This window comes from Rhodococcus sp. NPDC059968, assembly GCF_042738615.1.
Lineage (GTDB): Bacteria > Actinomycetota > Actinomycetes > Mycobacteriales > Mycobacteriaceae > Rhodococcus_F.
The window spans coordinates 46,534-60,440 of record NZ_JBHWUE010000012.1; the positions used below are offsets into that span (position 1 = coordinate 46,534).

A 13,907-nucleotide genomic window follows, 5' to 3' on the forward strand; every position below is an offset into this window, starting at 1 on the left:
ATACTGTTCGGCTACTGCGCAGCACCGGTCTGGCCCGCTGCCGGCGGCTGCTTGTCGAGGTTCGGGCTGGCAGGAGTCGCCGGCGCGTTGGCAGCACCGCCGGACGGCAGGGCGTCGCCCTTCATCGAGGCCCGGATCTGCTCGAGCCTGCTGTGTCCGGCCATCTGGATGCTCGCCTGCTGCACCTCCATCATGCGGCCCGACACCGAGTTCTGTGCCAGCTCCGCGGAACCGAGGGCGTCGGCGTAGCGGCGCTCGATCTTGTCGCGCACGGCGTCGAGACTGGGCGTGTTGCCGGGAGCCGAGAGGGTGCTGTCCATCGAGCGCAGCGACTCGCTGACCCGTTCCTGCATTTTGGCCTGCTCCAGCTGGCTGAGCAGCTTGGTGCGCTCCGCGACCTTGGCCTGCAGAGCCATCGCGTTCTGCTCCACGGCCTTCTTCGCCTGTGCGGCGGCCTGCAGCGATTGGTCGTGCAGTGCCTTGAGGTCCTCGACTCCCTGCTCGGCGGTGACGAGCTGCGCGGCGAACGCCTCGGCGGCGTTGGTGTACTGGATCGCCTTCTCGGTGTCGCCCGCGGCCTGGGCCTGGTCGGCCAGGTTGACGGCCTGACGGGCGTTGGCGTTGAGCTTCTCCACCTCGTCGAGCTGGCGGCTGAGCTTCATCTCGAGCTGGCGCTGGTTGCCGATGACAGACGCGGCCTGCTGCGACAGGGCCTGGTGCTGGCGCTGCGCATCCTCGATCGCCTGCTGAATCTGAACCTTGGGGTCAGCCTTCTCATCGATCTTGGAATTGAAGAGCGCCATCAGGTACTTCCATCCCTTGACGAAAGGATTAGCCATGGGTTTGATCCTGCCTCCATCTGTTGCGCCGCGCGATGCGCGACCCGATACGCGACCGTCACGCACCGGAACAAGGGCTGCGCCCCGACTGCCTGTCTGACCCGCCGACAACGAGATCGGCGGTTGATTGAAATCTATCGGTTCGGCACGGGTGTTGCTACGCGGCAGCCAGCGCCTGCGCGGGTGCAGGGATGACCACCCGGGTGTCGCGGGCGATGGTCGTCGAACTCGGTCGTGCGCTCGCGGCGGGAGCCTCGGCGGGCGCGGATTCGACCGCGTGCCGCTGTGTGCCCGCACGCTTGGCCGAAGAACCGTCGGACAGCGATTCGCTGACGTCGACGAGCACATCGGAGAGTGGGACCGCCAGCGCGTCGCAGATCGCCGCCAGGAGCTCACTCGAGGCTTCCTTGCGTCCTCGTTCGACCTCGGACAAGTACCCGAGGCTCACGCGAGCACTGTTGGAGACCTCACGCAGGGTCCGGCTCTGCGAAACGCGCGTACGCCGAAGACTGTCACCGATTGCCTCACGCAATAGCAGCGCCATCTCGCTCCTCCTTCATCCGTCACCTGTCTCGCCTATCTCAACGCGCGAACAGGACCGATTGGTTCCCGACCTTAGCCTGCGGATGTTTCCTGCACACGATCGAGGAGTCCCGACACGGCGGCGGAAACCGCAGATTTACGGATCTGCCACCGGTCACCTGTCAATCGGAGCTCGCGGACGGCCGTACCGGACGCCCCGGAAATGCTCAGGAACACGGCGCCGACCGGATGTCCGTCCTGCAGGTCGGGGCCCGCGACACCGGTCAGTCCGACGCCCCAGTCGGCGCCGCAGCGGGCGCGGGCACCGTCCGCGAGTGCGCGTGCCGTGGACGCGGCCACGGGCCCGTCCGCGGCGAGCCGGGTGGGATCGACCCCGGCGAGGGTGGCCTTCAGGTCGGTGGCGTAGACGACGAGCCCGCCGCGGAGCACGTTGCTGGCGCCGGGCACTCCGGCGATGGTCGCGGTGAGCAGTCCCGCGGTGAGCGATTCCGCGGTGGCCACCGTCTCGCCGCGCGCGGCGAGCACGGCGACGAGGTCGCCGGCCCGCGTGCCGTCCACCAGCGGATCGGTCACGCCCCGGTGCTCGCGTTCGCCTCGACCTTGTGCACGCCGGCTCGCAGGCGGGCCGCCTGCACGACGTAGTCCAGCCCCGTTACCACCGTCAGCAGCACGGCGGCACCCATGAGAACCCAGCCGGCGACCTCGAACCCGTCGGGCAGCGGCAGCAGGTAGTAGCCGATTGCGATCGTCTGGACGAGAGTCTTGAGCTTGCCTCCCCTGCCTGCAGGGATGACGGCGTGTCGCAGGACCGCGAACCGGAGCAGGGTGATGCCCAGTTCCCGGACCGCGATCACCGCTGTCACCCACCAGGGCAGGTCGCCGAGAATCGACAGCCCCACGAGGGCCGCTCCGATCAGCGCCTTGTCGGCGATGGGATCGGCGAGCTTGCCGAAATCGGTGACGAGACCGTACTTGCGGGCGAGTTGCCCGTCGATCCGGTCGGTGATGGCCGCGACTGCGAACACACCGGTGGCGATCAGGCGCCACGTCGTCGAGTGTCCGTCGCCGACGAACAACACGACCAGGAAGACCGGGACCAGCAGGATCCGGAGAATCGTCAGGATGTTCGCGATGTTCAGAAGTGGTACGGCCGTCTCACTCGCGGGTTCCACCGACGGATCCGGGACCGCCGGTTGGTCGGCGGCCGTCCAATCCTCGCGCTGCGTGCTCATCGGAGCACCGCAGCGTCGAACTGCACCCCGGAACGCAGCGGGGAGTGGGGAGGATTCACAGGTCGTACCGGCACGTGCCTAAGAATATCGGTACGGCCGTTGGCTAATGTTCACGACATGACTTCTCGGACGCCGGACACCGCCGACAATCAGCTGATCGTGCGGCGAGCACGAACCTCCGACGTTCCCGAGATCAAGCGCCTGATCGATATCTACTCCGGCAAGATCCTGCTCGAGAAGAACCTCGTGACCCTGTACGAATCCGTCCAGGAGTTCTGGGTGGCCGAACGCGACGGCAACGTGATCGGTTGTGGCGCAATGCACGTGCTGTGGGCAGACCTCGGCGAGGTGCGCACCATCGCGGTCGATCCGTCGGCCAAGGGCCAGGGCGCGGGCCACCACGTGGTGGCCAAGTTGATCGAGGTCGCGCGGGAACTCGAACTCGAGCGTCTCTTCGTTCTCACGTTCGAGGTCGACTTCTTCGGCAAGCATGGATTCGTCGAGATCGACGGCACACCCGTGACCGCCGAGGTCTACGCCGAGATGTGCCGCTCGTACGACACCGGTGTCGCCGAATTCCTCGATCTGAGCTACGTCAAGCCGAACACCCTCGGCAATACCCGAATGCTTCTCACCCTCTGAAATCCCAGCGTGTGAGACAGAAGTGCCCTGATCCCATTTTTTGTTCGACGAACCCGTCCCGAGAGAGCGAGAACATGTCCCTGTTCGTAGTGGAGTACACGTATTCGGCCGATACCGTCGCCGGACGCGACGAGCATCGCCCCGCTCACCGCGAGTGGCTCGGTGAGCTCGCCGAGCGCAAGACCGTCGTGTCGTCCGGCCCGTTCGCCGACGGCAGCGGCGCATTCATCATCGTCGACGCCGCCGACGCGGAGACCGTGGAACTGCTCTTCACCCACGACCCGTTCGCCCGGAACGGACTCGTGGCGGCCTCGCGGATCGTCGAATGGGTTCCGGTGCTCGGCGAATTCAGTTCCTGACTCGACGAGCACCGGACACCCTCGAGCACGACGCCCGGCGGACCTACTGCGCCGGCGTCGTGTTCCGCGTCTTGAGAAGGCTGGCGACGGTGGTCACTGCCAGCACGCCGAGGATGACGGCGAGCGAGAACACCGTCGACACCTCCGGCACGGCCACGTGCTCGCCGCCGTTGAGGAAGCCCAGCGTGTTCTCGTGCAGGGCGTGCAGCACGAGCTTGACGCCGATGAACGCGAGGATGATCGACAGGCCGTACGACAGGTACACCAGGCGGTCCAGCAGACCACCGATCAGGAAGTACAGCTGACGCAGACCCATCAGCGCGAACGCGTTGGCCGTGAAGACCAGGTACGGCTCCTGGGTGAGTCCGTAGATCGCGGGAATCGAGTCGAGTGCGAACAGCACGTCGGTGAAACCGATGGCGACCAGCGCGAGCAGCAGCGGCGTCACGACGCGCTTGCCGTTGATCCGCGTGACGAGCTTGTCGCCGTCGTAGGTCTCCGTGGTGGGGAGGATCTTCTTCGCGACGGCGACGATCTTGCTGTCGCGTTCCTCCTCCACCTCCTTCTCGTGCCCGTGATCACGTACCAGCGTGTACGCGGTGTAGATGAGGAACGCACCGAACAGGTAGAACACCCAGCTGTAGGTGTTGATCGCCGCGGCACCGACCCCGATGAAGATTCCGCGCATCACCAGCGCCATCACGATGCCGATCAGCAGCACTTTCTGCTGGTATTCCCGCGGCACAGCGAATGTTCCCATGATGATGACGAATACGAAGAGGTTGTCGACCGACAACGCCTTCTCGGTGACGTAACCGGCGAAATACTCGCCGCCGTACTGACTTCCCCACAACCACATCACGACCAGGCCGAACAGGATCGCGATACCGATGTAGACCGACGACCAGAACGCCGACTCACGGAACGTGGGGGCGTGCGGTGTGCGCACGTGCGCGAAGAAGTCGAAGACGAACAGTCCGAGAATCACCACACAGGTGATGACCCAGACCAGCAGTGACACATGCATGAACACAGACCTCCGGTAGACCTAGCGGGTACCGGAGGTCTCTCCCGCCGCGCCGGAACCTTCTGTCCGAGCGACTGACAGCCCCGGATCGGCAATGGTGCCGATCGTGTTGACGATGCTGTCACAGAGGTGGGGATACTCCCCTCCAATTCGGTGACCATTCAACCACACTGCGCGAGAATCGCCCATTTCGGACACGCGCACGCGGGCTACTCCTGGTCGGACGGCGCCTCGTTCGGGTCGCCGCCACGGATCGACCACAGCAGACCGTCGAGTTCCTCGGGCTTGATGAGCACCTCACGAGCTTTCGAACCCTCGCTGGGGCCCACCACTCCCCTGGTCTCCATCAGGTCCATCAGGCGGCCGGCCTTCGCGAATCCGACACGCAGTTTGCGCTGCAGCATCGACGTGGACCCGAACTGACTTGAGACGACGAGTTCCACCGCCTGCAGCAGCACGTCCATGTCGTCGCCGATGTCGGGATCGACGTCCTTCTTCTCCCCGACCTTGGCGGCGGTGACGCCGTCGGTGTATTCCGGCTCCGCCTGGTTCTTGCTGAAATCGACGACCGCGGAGATCTCTTCGTCGGTGATGAACGCGCCCTGCAGGCGTGTCGGCTTGCCTGCGCCCATCGGCAGGAACAGCCCGTCACCCATACCGATCAGTTTCTCGGCGCCGGGCTGGTCCAGGATGACCCGCGAGTCGGTCAGGGACGACGTCGCGAAAGCGAGCCGTGACGGCACGTTGGTCTTGATCAGACCCGTCACGACGTCCACCGACGGCCTCTGTGTTGCCAGCACGAGGTGGATACCGGCGGCGCGCGCCTTCTGGGTGATCCGGACGATCGCGTCCTCGACGTCGCGCGGCGCGGTCATCATGAGGTCCGCGAGTTCGTCGACGATGGCGAGAATGTACGGATACGGCCGGTAGACCCGTTCGCTACCGAGTGGCGCGGTGATCTCACCCGACTTCACCTTGGCGTTGAAGTCGTCGATGTGACGCACGCGGTTGGCCTGCATGTCCTGGTAGCGCTGTTCCATCTCCTCCACCAGCCAGGCCAGGGCGGCCGCGGCCTTCTTCGGCTGGGTGATGATGGGCGTGATGAGGTGCGGAATGCCCTCGTAGGGCGTCAACTCCACCATCTTGGGGTCGATGAGGATCATCCGCACTTCGTCGGGTGTCGCGCGGGACAGCAGCGACACCAGCATCGAGTTCACGAAGCTCGACTTACCGGAACCGGTGGAACCCGCCACCAGCAGGTGCGGCATCTTCGCGAGGTTGGCGCTGACGAAGTTGCCCTCGATGTCCTTGCCGAGACCGATCACCAGCGGGTGGTGGACCTTGCGGGTGCTCGGGGCGGTGAGCACGTCGGCGAGGCGCACCATCTCGCGGTCGGAGTTGGGGACCTCGATGCCGACCGCGGACTTGCCTGGGATCGGCGCGAGGAGGCGCACGTTGTCGGTGGCGACGGCGTATGCGATGTTGCGGGCGAGCGCAGTGATCTTCTCGACCTTCACGCCCGGTCCGAGTTCCACCTCGTAGCGGGTGACGGTCGGGCCGCGGGTGAATCCGGTGACGGCTGCGTCGATCTTGAACTGCTCGAGGACCTCGGTGATGGCCTCGATCATCGCGTCGTTGGCGGAACTGCGCTTCTTCGGCGGATCGCCCTCGATGAGCAGCGATGTCGGGGGCAGCGTGTAGTCGCCCTCGACCACCCGGTCGGTCACGAACTTGTCGACGTCGGGCAGCGGTTCGGGTTCCGGCTTCGGGGCGACGACCGGCTTGGCCTTGGCGCGCGCCGGTTTCGGCGCCGGCGCAGGCGCCGGTTCCGTGGCGGGCTCGGTGTCCCACAGTCCGAGCGCCTCCGTCTTCGCGGTATCGCTGACGTCGTACTCGTTGGTCGGATAGTTGTCGGCGGGGGCACCCCGGGCCCCAGTCTTGTAGTCGTCGACCGGGTAGCCGTCGGCGTCGAACAGCGTGGGGTCGTATTCGCCGTCCTCGTAGTACTCGCTGTCGTAGTCGGCGTAGTGGTCGCGGCCGAACGACGTTCCGAAGTACGACTGCAGCTTGCCGGGCACTTCGCGGACCGTGGTTCCGGTCAGCAGCAGGACACCGAACAGTGCCGCCATCAGCAGCAGCGGTGCGGCGAGCCAGACGGTCAGGCCGTCCGTCAGTGGACCTCCCGCCGCGTACCCGACGAATCCGGCGCCGCGGGTCCTGCCCGCGGTGTCGGTGGCTGAACCGGTTGCGATGTGCCAGAGACCGAGGGCGGGCAGACCGACCAGCAGCGATCCCAGGACCAGCCTCGGCTGGATCTCGGGTTTCGGCTCGGTCCTTATCAGGATCACCGCGACGGCGACGCCGATCAGGGGCAGGACGCCGGACGCGCCACCGAACACGGCACGGACTCCGGTCTCGATCCACTCGCCTACCGGACCGCCCGCGGAGAACCAGATTCCGCCGGCGACCACGACGCTGATCGCGATCAACCCGAGCGCGATGCCGTCGCGCCGGTGACCCTGTTCGATCTCGGCGGCCTTGCCGACGGTGCGGGTCGTGGCCCCGACGCCCTTCGCCATCAGCGACCAGCCGGCACCGATCCCCCGGCCCACCGACTTGAGGGGGCCAGATGTAGACGATTTCTTCGAGGTGGACTTACGCGGGGCGCTGACCGTCCGGGTCGTGCGGGACTTGGGCTTGGACGTCGTCGAGCCGCCTCGCACGCCCGTCCTCGCCGTGGACGTCGTGCTCGAACCGCGGGCGCTCGCCTTACCTGCCATGGCTCTCAGATTAGTCGCTACGGCACCTTCCGGACCATCCGCAACACCCGTAACACGGGGAGACCTGCGGCGAAATGCCCTCAGAACCCTCGGTCGAGGGAGGTCACGGCCTCGATGTCGGCGGCCTCACCTTCGGTCTCGATCCGTACCTGATCCCGGCCGAACGCGTGCAGGGCGAGTTCCGACGGTTCACCGCGCAGGATCACCCGGCCTGCACCGGCCTTGCGGACGGTGGCCTGCTCCCCGGACGGCCGCTCGAGCACCACCGTCACCGGGGAGTGGCGGTAGCCGAGCTTTCCGACCTTGCGCGCGAGACCCCACAGCGCGTCCTGGCTCTTGTCGGGGAGGACCCGCGGTTCCCACCCGTCGTGGGCGCGGCGCACGTCCTCGTGGTGGACGAACATCTCCCCCAGGTTCACCTGTGCGTCCACCCAGTACATCGGTGACCACATCGGCGGACCCGACCGGACCTCGTCCAGCAGGCGGCTCCACGGACGTTTCGCCGTGTCGTTCTGGACGTGTTCGGTGTAGCCCGCGAGCCGACCCACGACGATGCCGGGGGCAGCGTCGAGGCGTCGTTCGCGCACGATCAGGTGGGCGGCCAGGTCCCGGTTGGTCCACGTCCCGCAGAGGGTCGGGGCGTCGGGACCGAATTCGGCCATCGAGTCGACGAGGGCGAGGCGTTCATCTCGGGCGAAGGTCACCCGACCGAATCTACCTGCCGGAGAACTACTTGCCCTCGGCCGACGGAACCGCGATGACGGTCGGGACGATCATCGGCCGGCGACGGTACTTGTCCGCCACCCATTTGCCGACGACGCGCCGGATCGCCTGGGCGATGCGGTGAGCATCGTTGATGCCCTCGGTAGCCAAGCGCAGGAGTTCCGCCTCGACCAGCTGAGCCGCATCCTTGAGGGCCGTGGGGTCGTCGGAGAATCCGCGTCCGGACACCTCGGGGGTGCTGACCGCACGACCCGTGTGGTCGTCGATGACGACGTTGATGGCGATGAACCCGCCCTCACCGAGGACCAGCCGGTCCGACAGCGTGGAGTCGCCGACGTCGCCGACGGACAATCCGTCGACGTACACGTGTCCGACGGGAACCTGTCCGACGATCTCGGCGAGACCGTCGACCATGTCGACCACCACCCCGTCCTCGGCGAGCACGATCCGCTCCTCCGGCACGCCGGTGGCCTTCGCGAGGGCGGCGTTGGCTCGCAGGTGACGCCACTCGCCGTGGACCGGCATGGCGTTGGTGGGCCGGACCGCGTTGTACAGGTACAGGAGCTCTCCCGCCGACGCGTGACCGGAGACGTGCACCTTCGCGCTCTGCTGGGTGACGACGGTGGCGCCGCGCTTGGCGAGGCCGTTGACGACGGCGAACACGGAGTTCTCGTTGCCGGGGATCAGCGAGGACGCCAGCACGACGAGGTCGTTGGCCCGGATGTTGATCTGCCGGTGCTCACCGCGGGCCATCCTCGACAACGCCGACAGCGGTTCACCCTGCGAGCCGGTGGAGATGAGGACGAGCCGGTCGTCGGGCAGGTTGGCCGCGGTGTCGATGTCGACCACCAGGCCGTCCGGCACGCTCAGGTATCCGAGATCCTGCGCGATCTGCATGTTGCGGACCATCGACCGGCCCACGAACGCGACCCGCCGGTTGTACCGGTGGGCGACGTCGACCACCTGCTGGATGCGGTGCACATGGCTGGCGAAGGAGGCGACGATCACGCGCTGTTTGGCCTTGCCGATCACGTTGTCCAGCACTCCCCCGATCTCACGTTCGGGGGTGACGAATCCCGGCACCTCGGCGTTGGTGGAGTCGACGAGGAACAGGTCGACGCCCTCGTCGCCGAGACGGGAGAAGCCGGCGAGGTCGGTGAGTCTGCCGTCGAGCGGGAGTTGGTCGAGCTTGATGTCACCGGTGTGCAGCACGACTCCGGCGTCGGTCCGGATCGCGACGGCGATGGCGTCGGGGATCGAGTGGTTGACGGCGAAGTACTCGCACTCGAACGGACCGTGCTCCGTGCGCTGCCCCTCGACGACCTCGACGAGGTTGGGGCGCTGGCGGTGCTCCCGGCACTTGGCGGCGACGAGCGCGAGCGTGAACCGGGAACCCACCACGGGCAGGTCCGGCCGCAGGCGCAGCAGGAACGGGATGGCGCCGATATGGTCCTCGTGGCCGTGGGTCAGGACGACGGCCTCGACGTCGGCCATCCGGTCCTCGATGTGCCGGAAGTCCGGCAGGATCAGGTCGACACCCGGCTGCTGGTCTTCCGGGAACAGCACACCGCAGTCGACGATGAGCAGCTTGCCCTGGTGCTCGAAGACGGTCATGTTGCGACCGATCTCGCCGATACCGCCGAGCGCCACCACCCGCAGACCCTTGAACGGAGCCTTCGGCGGGGCGCCGAGACGGGCCGTCGGGTCGACCGAAGCCGGCCGCGTGTCCTGACGCTTGTTACCGCCGCCACGCCTGCCGGAGCGCGACGACGACTTGTTCGCGGCGCCGCCCTTCGTGGAGGAGGTCTTCACGGGCGCGGACTTGGCCTGCTCCGATTTCGGCGCCGTCGGCTGGTCCGCGACAACGGGCGCCGACTTCGGCGGCTCGGCGACGACCGGCGCCGACTTCGGCGGCTCGGTGGCCGGGGGCACCGACTTCGTCGGCTCGTTCGCTGTGGGGGAAGGGGGACCGGCCTGGCGGCTGGCGCTGCGACGACGAGGCGGTCGAGTCACGCGAGCACCCCCGCAGCGTGCAGATCGGCGGCCAGGAGGTCGAGCTGATCGTGGGTGGGTGCCACCTGCGGCAACCGGGGTTCGCCGACGTCCAGGCCGATCAGGCGCAGACCCGCCTTCGACGCGCTGACGCCGCCGAGACGCGCCACCGAGCGGATGACCGGGATCAGGCTGAGGTTGATCGCGCGGGCGCGGGCGATGTCACCGGCCGCGAACGCCGTGTGCAGTTCGCGCAACCGGCCGGGCACGAGGTGCCCGATGACGCTGACGAATCCCGTCGCGCCCACCGACAGCCACGGCAGGTTGAGTGGATCGTCACCCGAGTAGAACTGGAGGTCCGTGGTGCCGATCAGCTCGGCGCCCGCGTTGAGGTCGCCCTTGGCGTCCTTGACCGCGACGATGCGCGGGTTCTCGGCGAGGCGCCGGATGGTTTCCGTCTCGATGGGGACCACGGAGCGGGGTGGAATGTCGTAGAGCATGACCGGAAGGTCGGTGGCGTTGGCGACGGCGGTGAAATGCGCGAACAGTCCGGCCTGCGGCGGACGCGAGTAGTAGGGGGTGACGACGAGGAGGCCCTGCGCGCCCGCGCGGGCGGCGTCACGGGCGAGTTCGACGCTGTGCGCGGTGTCGTTGCTGCCCGCGCCGGCGATGATCTTCGCGCGGTCGCCCACCGCGTCGATCACTGCCCGGAGCAGCTCGAGCTTCTCGTTCTCGGTGGTCGTCGGCGACTCACCGGTCGTACCGGCGAGGACAAGGGAGTCGCACCCGTTGTCGACGAGGTACGCCGCGAGGCGGACACCGGCGTCGACGTCCAGCTTTCCGTCCGAGGTGAACGGCGTCACCATCGCTGTGGACACGGTGCCGAACGGACGCTCGACTGGAGAAGCGGAATCACCGTAGGTCATGGTCAGAAGGCTACCCGGTGACCCAGGTACTTTTGCACACCAGTCACGCGTCGGCGGAAAACGTGCTCCGCGCCACCTCCGTGCCGTCGCCCCAGTCCAGTACCTCGAAGTCGCCGAAGACATTCGGCGCGGCGGCCTGCAGCTGCCTCAGGCACTCGACCGCGACGCGGCGAATCTCCACGTCGGCGTGCTCGGTGGCCCGCATCGAGACGAAGTGCCGCCACGCGCGGTAATTGCCGGTGACCACCACGCGGGTCTCCGTCGCGTTGGGCAGGACAGCCCTCGCGGCCTGCCTCGCCTGCTTGTTGCGCAGCGGCACGCTGGAGGTGTCCGCCAGTTTCGTTTCGAGGGCCTCGAGGAGTTCGTCGTACGCCGCCCGGCTCGCGTCGGTGGCCTTCGCGAACAGCTCCTCGAGTACCGGGTCGCCCGCGATCGCGGGCGGGACGACGACGTTGCCGTCGTTCTCGCGCACGAAGCGCTGCGACAGCTGCGAGTAGGAGAAGTGGCGGTGCCGGATCAACTCGTGGGTGCAGGACCGGGAGATGCCGGTGATGTAGAAGCTGACGGTGCCGTGTTCGAGGACCGACTCGTGCCCGACCTCGAGCAGATGGCGCAGATATCCGGCGTTGGTTGCGGTGCGGGGGTTGGGTTTGGACCAGCTCTGGTAGCACGCCCGGCCCGCGAACTCCGCCAGCGCTTCGCCGCCGTCGGCGTCGGTCTCCCACGGAATGTCCGCCGGCGGAAAGAACTCCGTCTTCGCGACGAGTTGCACCCTGAGCGGCACGGTCTGCGGCACTGCGCTGTTCCTCCTACCGAACTCCCTGGTCGGGAGTCCCTCCTCAATGCATCGACCCTAGTCGCAGCGTTGATCGGGGGCTCGGCGTGCCCCGTCCCGGAACAGCCCGGTTCCCGTGAGTTCACCCGCGCGTGTCAGTCTTCGTCTCACCCACTCTTTCCGTGGTGTCGCAGATCCGCGAGGGAGACTTCCTGTGCAGTACCGGACCGGCCGCGCACGCCGCGCCGTCGTGATCGCAGTTCTCGGGACAGCAGTTCTCGGGGCCGCTCCCCCGGCGTTCGCCGGACCGCCCGCGGCGGGACCGTCGGTTGCCGAGAGGCCGGCACAGGCGGCGACCGCGCCGCGTTCGCTCGGGCTCGAGGGTGCCCGAAACGCCCGTGACGTCGGCGGATACCCGACGGCCGACGGTGCGGTCGTCCGTTCCGGTCTGGTGTTCCGCACGGACGCGCTGGACAGGCTGACCCCGCGCGACCTCGCGCAACTCGAATCCTCGAACGTGACGGTCGTCGACGACCTCCGCACGACATACGAGCGGGCACTCGCGCCGGACCGGCTTCCGGCCGGAGCAGCCGGGAACTGGCACGACGTGCTCGGGCAGTCACCGATCACCACTCTTGTCGACATGCCCGCCGCCTACCGCGCCTTCGTGTCGGGCCCGGGGGCGAACGAGGCGTTCTCGGCGGTTCTGCACGACATCGCGGCGTCCGACGGCGCCGTGATCTACCACTGCAGCGCAGGCAAGGACCGCACCGGATGGGCGACGGCTGTGCTGCTCACCATCCTGGGCGTGCCTCGCGACGCGGTGACTGCGGACTTTCTGCTCAGCAACACCTACCGCGGCGCCGATCCGGGGCATCCCGGACTGGACGGCGTCGACCGAGCGTGGCTCGACACCGCGTTCGACACGGCCGTCGCCACCTACGGCAGCTTCGACGCCTATGTGTCGGAGGGACTGAAGTTGTCCGACGGCGACATCTCTCAGCTGAAGTCACGACTGCTTGACTGACGTCACCAATGACGCCATGCTGGCGTCATGGACCTCGGCATCTACGTCTCCCGGCTGCGAGACGACCTGAACGCAGCAGCTGCACTCGGCGACGAGCAGACTCGGGCGACCGCCGCGGCGCTCGCCGCCGCGGTCGAACCCGCCGCGCGCCTGCTGCTCCTTTCGGCGCTCACCGATTTTGCCGGTGAGGTGTCGTCCGAACTGGGCAATCGCACCGTCGGTGTGCGTCTGAACGGCAGCGAGGTGGGCGTCGACGTGCACCGCACACCTGCCGCTCCCGGGCCGCAGGGCGAACGGACCGCGAGCGCCGAAGACCTCGGTGCCGCCTTCGATGACGTCACCGGTGACATCAGTCGCGTCACCCTGCGTCTCATGGATCAGATCAAGTCCAAGGCCGAGGAGGCCGCCTCCGAGAACGGTGTGTCGCTCAATTCCTGGGTGTCGCAGGCGGTCCAGGGTGCGCTCAAGGACCAGATGCGCCACACCGGGCGAGACAATTTCTGAGCACCACAGCACTCACTCCACGCTCCTCTCGGCGGCGGTGATGTAATTACGTCGCATCAGCCACACGGTGAGAGTCGCCAGAGGCTCGAAGGAGCGAAGAACATGGCCGTTTCCGGCGTCAAGGAATTCGAGATCAAGGCCGATCCGGCCACGGTGATGGCCGCGATTGCTGCGGTGGATCGCCTGCCCGAGTGGTCCTCGGCCCACAAGTCGGTCACCATCGAGAGCACACACGACGACGGCCGCCCCCACCGCGTTCGCATGAACGTCTCGATCCTCGGCATCAGCGACGAGCAGGTGGTCGATTACACCTTCGAGGGCGACGACACCGTGTCGTGGCACCTCGTCGAGAGCGGCCAGCAGAACGCGCAGGACGGCTCGTACGTTCTCACCGAGTCGGGCGCCGGCACCAAGGTGACGTTCGAGTTGACCGTCGACCCGAAGATCCCGCTGCCCGGGTTCCTCGTGAAGAAGGCGCAGAAGACGGCACTCGAGACCGCGAGCAAGGGCCTGACGAAGTTCGTCGAGAGTCTGTAGT

15 protein-coding genes are annotated in these 13,907 nt (G+C 67.3%); 5 read left to right on the forward strand and 10 right to left on the reverse strand.

The window, feature by feature from the left end; all coding sequences use genetic code 11:
• Positions 1 to 11: 11 nt before the first annotated feature.
• The 4 genes from ACFWAY_RS13500 to pgsA form a co-directional block, all read right to left on the reverse strand.
• Entirely contained in the window at positions 12 to 839 is an 828-nt protein-coding gene (locus ACFWAY_RS13500; RefSeq protein ID WP_009480014.1) for a PspA/IM30 family protein, read from the reverse strand.
• Between the two features lie 157 nt (positions 840 to 996).
• Positions 997 to 1,383, reverse strand: a complete 387-nt coding sequence (locus tag ACFWAY_RS13505; RefSeq protein ID WP_378450354.1) for a helix-turn-helix domain-containing protein — start codon at positions 1,381 to 1,383, stop codon at positions 997 to 999.
• A 71-nt stretch (positions 1,384 to 1,454) separates the two neighbouring features.
• Positions 1,455 to 1,955 carry a CinA family protein gene (locus ACFWAY_RS13510; protein ID WP_378510928.1) on the reverse strand — a complete coding sequence of 167 codons (501 nt, stop codon included), beginning with the start codon at positions 1,953 to 1,955 and terminating at the stop codon, positions 1,455 to 1,457.
• Positions 1,952 to 2,614, reverse strand: a complete 663-nt coding sequence (gene pgsA / locus ACFWAY_RS13515) for a CDP-diacylglycerol--glycerol-3-phosphate 3-phosphatidyltransferase (protein WP_378450352.1) — start codon at positions 2,612 to 2,614, stop codon at positions 1,952 to 1,954. Before pgsA ends, ACFWAY_RS13510 begins: the two co-directional genes overlap by 4 nt.
• Positions 2,615 to 2,731: 117 nt before the next feature.
• Between pgsA and ACFWAY_RS13520 the strand changes: the two genes are divergently transcribed.
• Together ACFWAY_RS13520 and ACFWAY_RS13525 are read left to right on the forward strand one after the other, a co-directional pair.
• Complete coding sequence (locus ACFWAY_RS13520; protein WP_005240737.1) at positions 2,732 to 3,256, forward strand: amino-acid N-acetyltransferase; 525 nt, start codon at positions 2,732 to 2,734, stop codon at positions 3,254 to 3,256.
• 74 nt (positions 3,257 to 3,330) lie between these two features.
• The gene (locus tag ACFWAY_RS13525) at positions 3,331 to 3,615 is read left to right on the forward strand and encodes a YciI family protein (RefSeq protein WP_005240736.1); all 285 of its coding nucleotides are present in this window, start codon (positions 3,331 to 3,333) and stop codon (positions 3,613 to 3,615) included.
• Between the two features lie 43 nt (positions 3,616 to 3,658).
• On the opposite strand, the gene ACFWAY_RS13530 is transcribed toward ACFWAY_RS13525, so the two are convergent.
• The 6 genes from ACFWAY_RS13530 to thyX form a co-directional block, all read right to left on the reverse strand.
• Positions 3,659 to 4,642 (reverse strand): TerC family protein, encoded by a 984-nt coding sequence (locus ACFWAY_RS13530; RefSeq protein WP_378510929.1) that lies wholly within the window; start codon positions 4,640 to 4,642, stop codon positions 3,659 to 3,661.
• Between the two features lie 209 nt (positions 4,643 to 4,851).
• The gene (locus ACFWAY_RS13535; RefSeq protein ID WP_378510930.1) at positions 4,852 to 7,422 is read right to left on the reverse strand and encodes a DNA translocase FtsK; all 2,571 of its coding nucleotides are present in this window, start codon (positions 7,420 to 7,422) and stop codon (positions 4,852 to 4,854) included.
• An 80-nt stretch (positions 7,423 to 7,502) separates the two neighbouring features.
• Positions 7,503 to 8,126, reverse strand: coding sequence for a TIGR03085 family metal-binding protein (locus ACFWAY_RS13540; RefSeq protein WP_378510931.1), 624 nt, complete (start codon positions 8,124 to 8,126; stop codon positions 7,503 to 7,505).
• Positions 8,127 to 8,151: 25 nt separating this feature from the next.
• Entirely contained in the window at positions 8,152 to 10,158 is a 2,007-nt protein-coding gene (locus ACFWAY_RS13545; RefSeq protein ID WP_378510932.1) for an RNase J family beta-CASP ribonuclease, read from the reverse strand.
• The gene (dapA, locus tag ACFWAY_RS13550; protein WP_378450347.1) at positions 10,155 to 11,063 is read right to left on the reverse strand and encodes a 4-hydroxy-tetrahydrodipicolinate synthase; all 909 of its coding nucleotides are present in this window, start codon (positions 11,061 to 11,063) and stop codon (positions 10,155 to 10,157) included. Before dapA ends, ACFWAY_RS13545 begins: the two co-directional genes overlap by 4 nt.
• A 43-nt stretch (positions 11,064 to 11,106) precedes the next feature.
• Positions 11,107 to 11,859, reverse strand: a complete 753-nt coding sequence (gene thyX, locus ACFWAY_RS13555; RefSeq protein WP_378450346.1) for an FAD-dependent thymidylate synthase — start codon at positions 11,857 to 11,859, stop codon at positions 11,107 to 11,109.
• Positions 11,860 to 12,052: 193 nt separating this feature from the next.
• Here thyX and ACFWAY_RS13560 point away from each other — a divergent pair, with 193 nt between their 5' ends.
• The 3 genes from ACFWAY_RS13560 to ACFWAY_RS13570 all read left to right on the forward strand — a co-directional run bounded on the left by ACFWAY_RS13560 (position 12,053) and on the right by ACFWAY_RS13570 (position 13,906).
• A complete protein-coding gene (locus tag ACFWAY_RS13560; RefSeq protein WP_378510933.1) occupies positions 12,053 to 12,865 on the forward strand; it encodes a tyrosine-protein phosphatase in 813 nt (270 codons plus the stop codon).
• A gap of 27 nt (positions 12,866 to 12,892) precedes the next feature.
• Positions 12,893 to 13,369, forward strand: a complete 477-nt coding sequence (locus ACFWAY_RS13565; protein WP_378510934.1) for a toxin-antitoxin system HicB family antitoxin — start codon at positions 12,893 to 12,895, stop codon at positions 13,367 to 13,369.
• 102 nt (positions 13,370 to 13,471) lie between these two features.
• Complete coding sequence (locus ACFWAY_RS13570; RefSeq protein ID WP_073359988.1) at positions 13,472 to 13,906, forward strand: SRPBCC family protein; 435 nt, start codon at positions 13,472 to 13,474, stop codon at positions 13,904 to 13,906.
• Position 13,907: the final 1 nt, after the last annotated feature.

Bases quoted from the DNA above. Each gene is read 5' to 3' on its own strand.
- ACFWAY_RS13500 (WP_009480014.1), bottom strand. From the start codon at position 839: ATGGCTAATCCTTTCGTCAAGGGATGGAAGTACCTGATGGCGCTCTTC.
- ACFWAY_RS13505 (WP_378450354.1), bottom strand. From the start codon at position 1,383: ATGGCGCTGCTATTGCGTGAGGCAATCGGTGACAGTCTTCGGCGTACG.
- pgsA (WP_378450352.1), bottom strand. From the start codon at position 2,614: ATGAGCACGCAGCGCGAGGATTGGACGGCCGCCGACCAACCGGCGGTC.
- ACFWAY_RS13520 (WP_005240737.1), top strand. From the start codon at position 2,732: ATGACTTCTCGGACGCCGGACACCGCCGACAATCAGCTGATCGTGCGG.
- ACFWAY_RS13525 (WP_005240736.1), top strand. From the start codon at position 3,331: ATGTCCCTGTTCGTAGTGGAGTACACGTATTCGGCCGATACCGTCGCC.
- ACFWAY_RS13530 (WP_378510929.1), bottom strand. From the start codon at position 4,642: ATGCATGTGTCACTGCTGGTCTGGGTCATCACCTGTGTGGTGATTCTC.
- ACFWAY_RS13535 (WP_378510930.1), bottom strand. From the start codon at position 7,422: ATGGCAGGTAAGGCGAGCGCCCGCGGTTCGAGCACGACGTCCACGGCG.
- dapA (WP_378450347.1), bottom strand. From the start codon at position 11,063: ATGACCTACGGTGATTCCGCTTCTCCAGTCGAGCGTCCGTTCGGCACC.
- ACFWAY_RS13565 (WP_378510934.1), top strand. From the start codon at position 12,893: ATGGACCTCGGCATCTACGTCTCCCGGCTGCGAGACGACCTGAACGCA.
- ACFWAY_RS13570 (WP_073359988.1), top strand. From the start codon at position 13,472: ATGGCCGTTTCCGGCGTCAAGGAATTCGAGATCAAGGCCGATCCGGCC.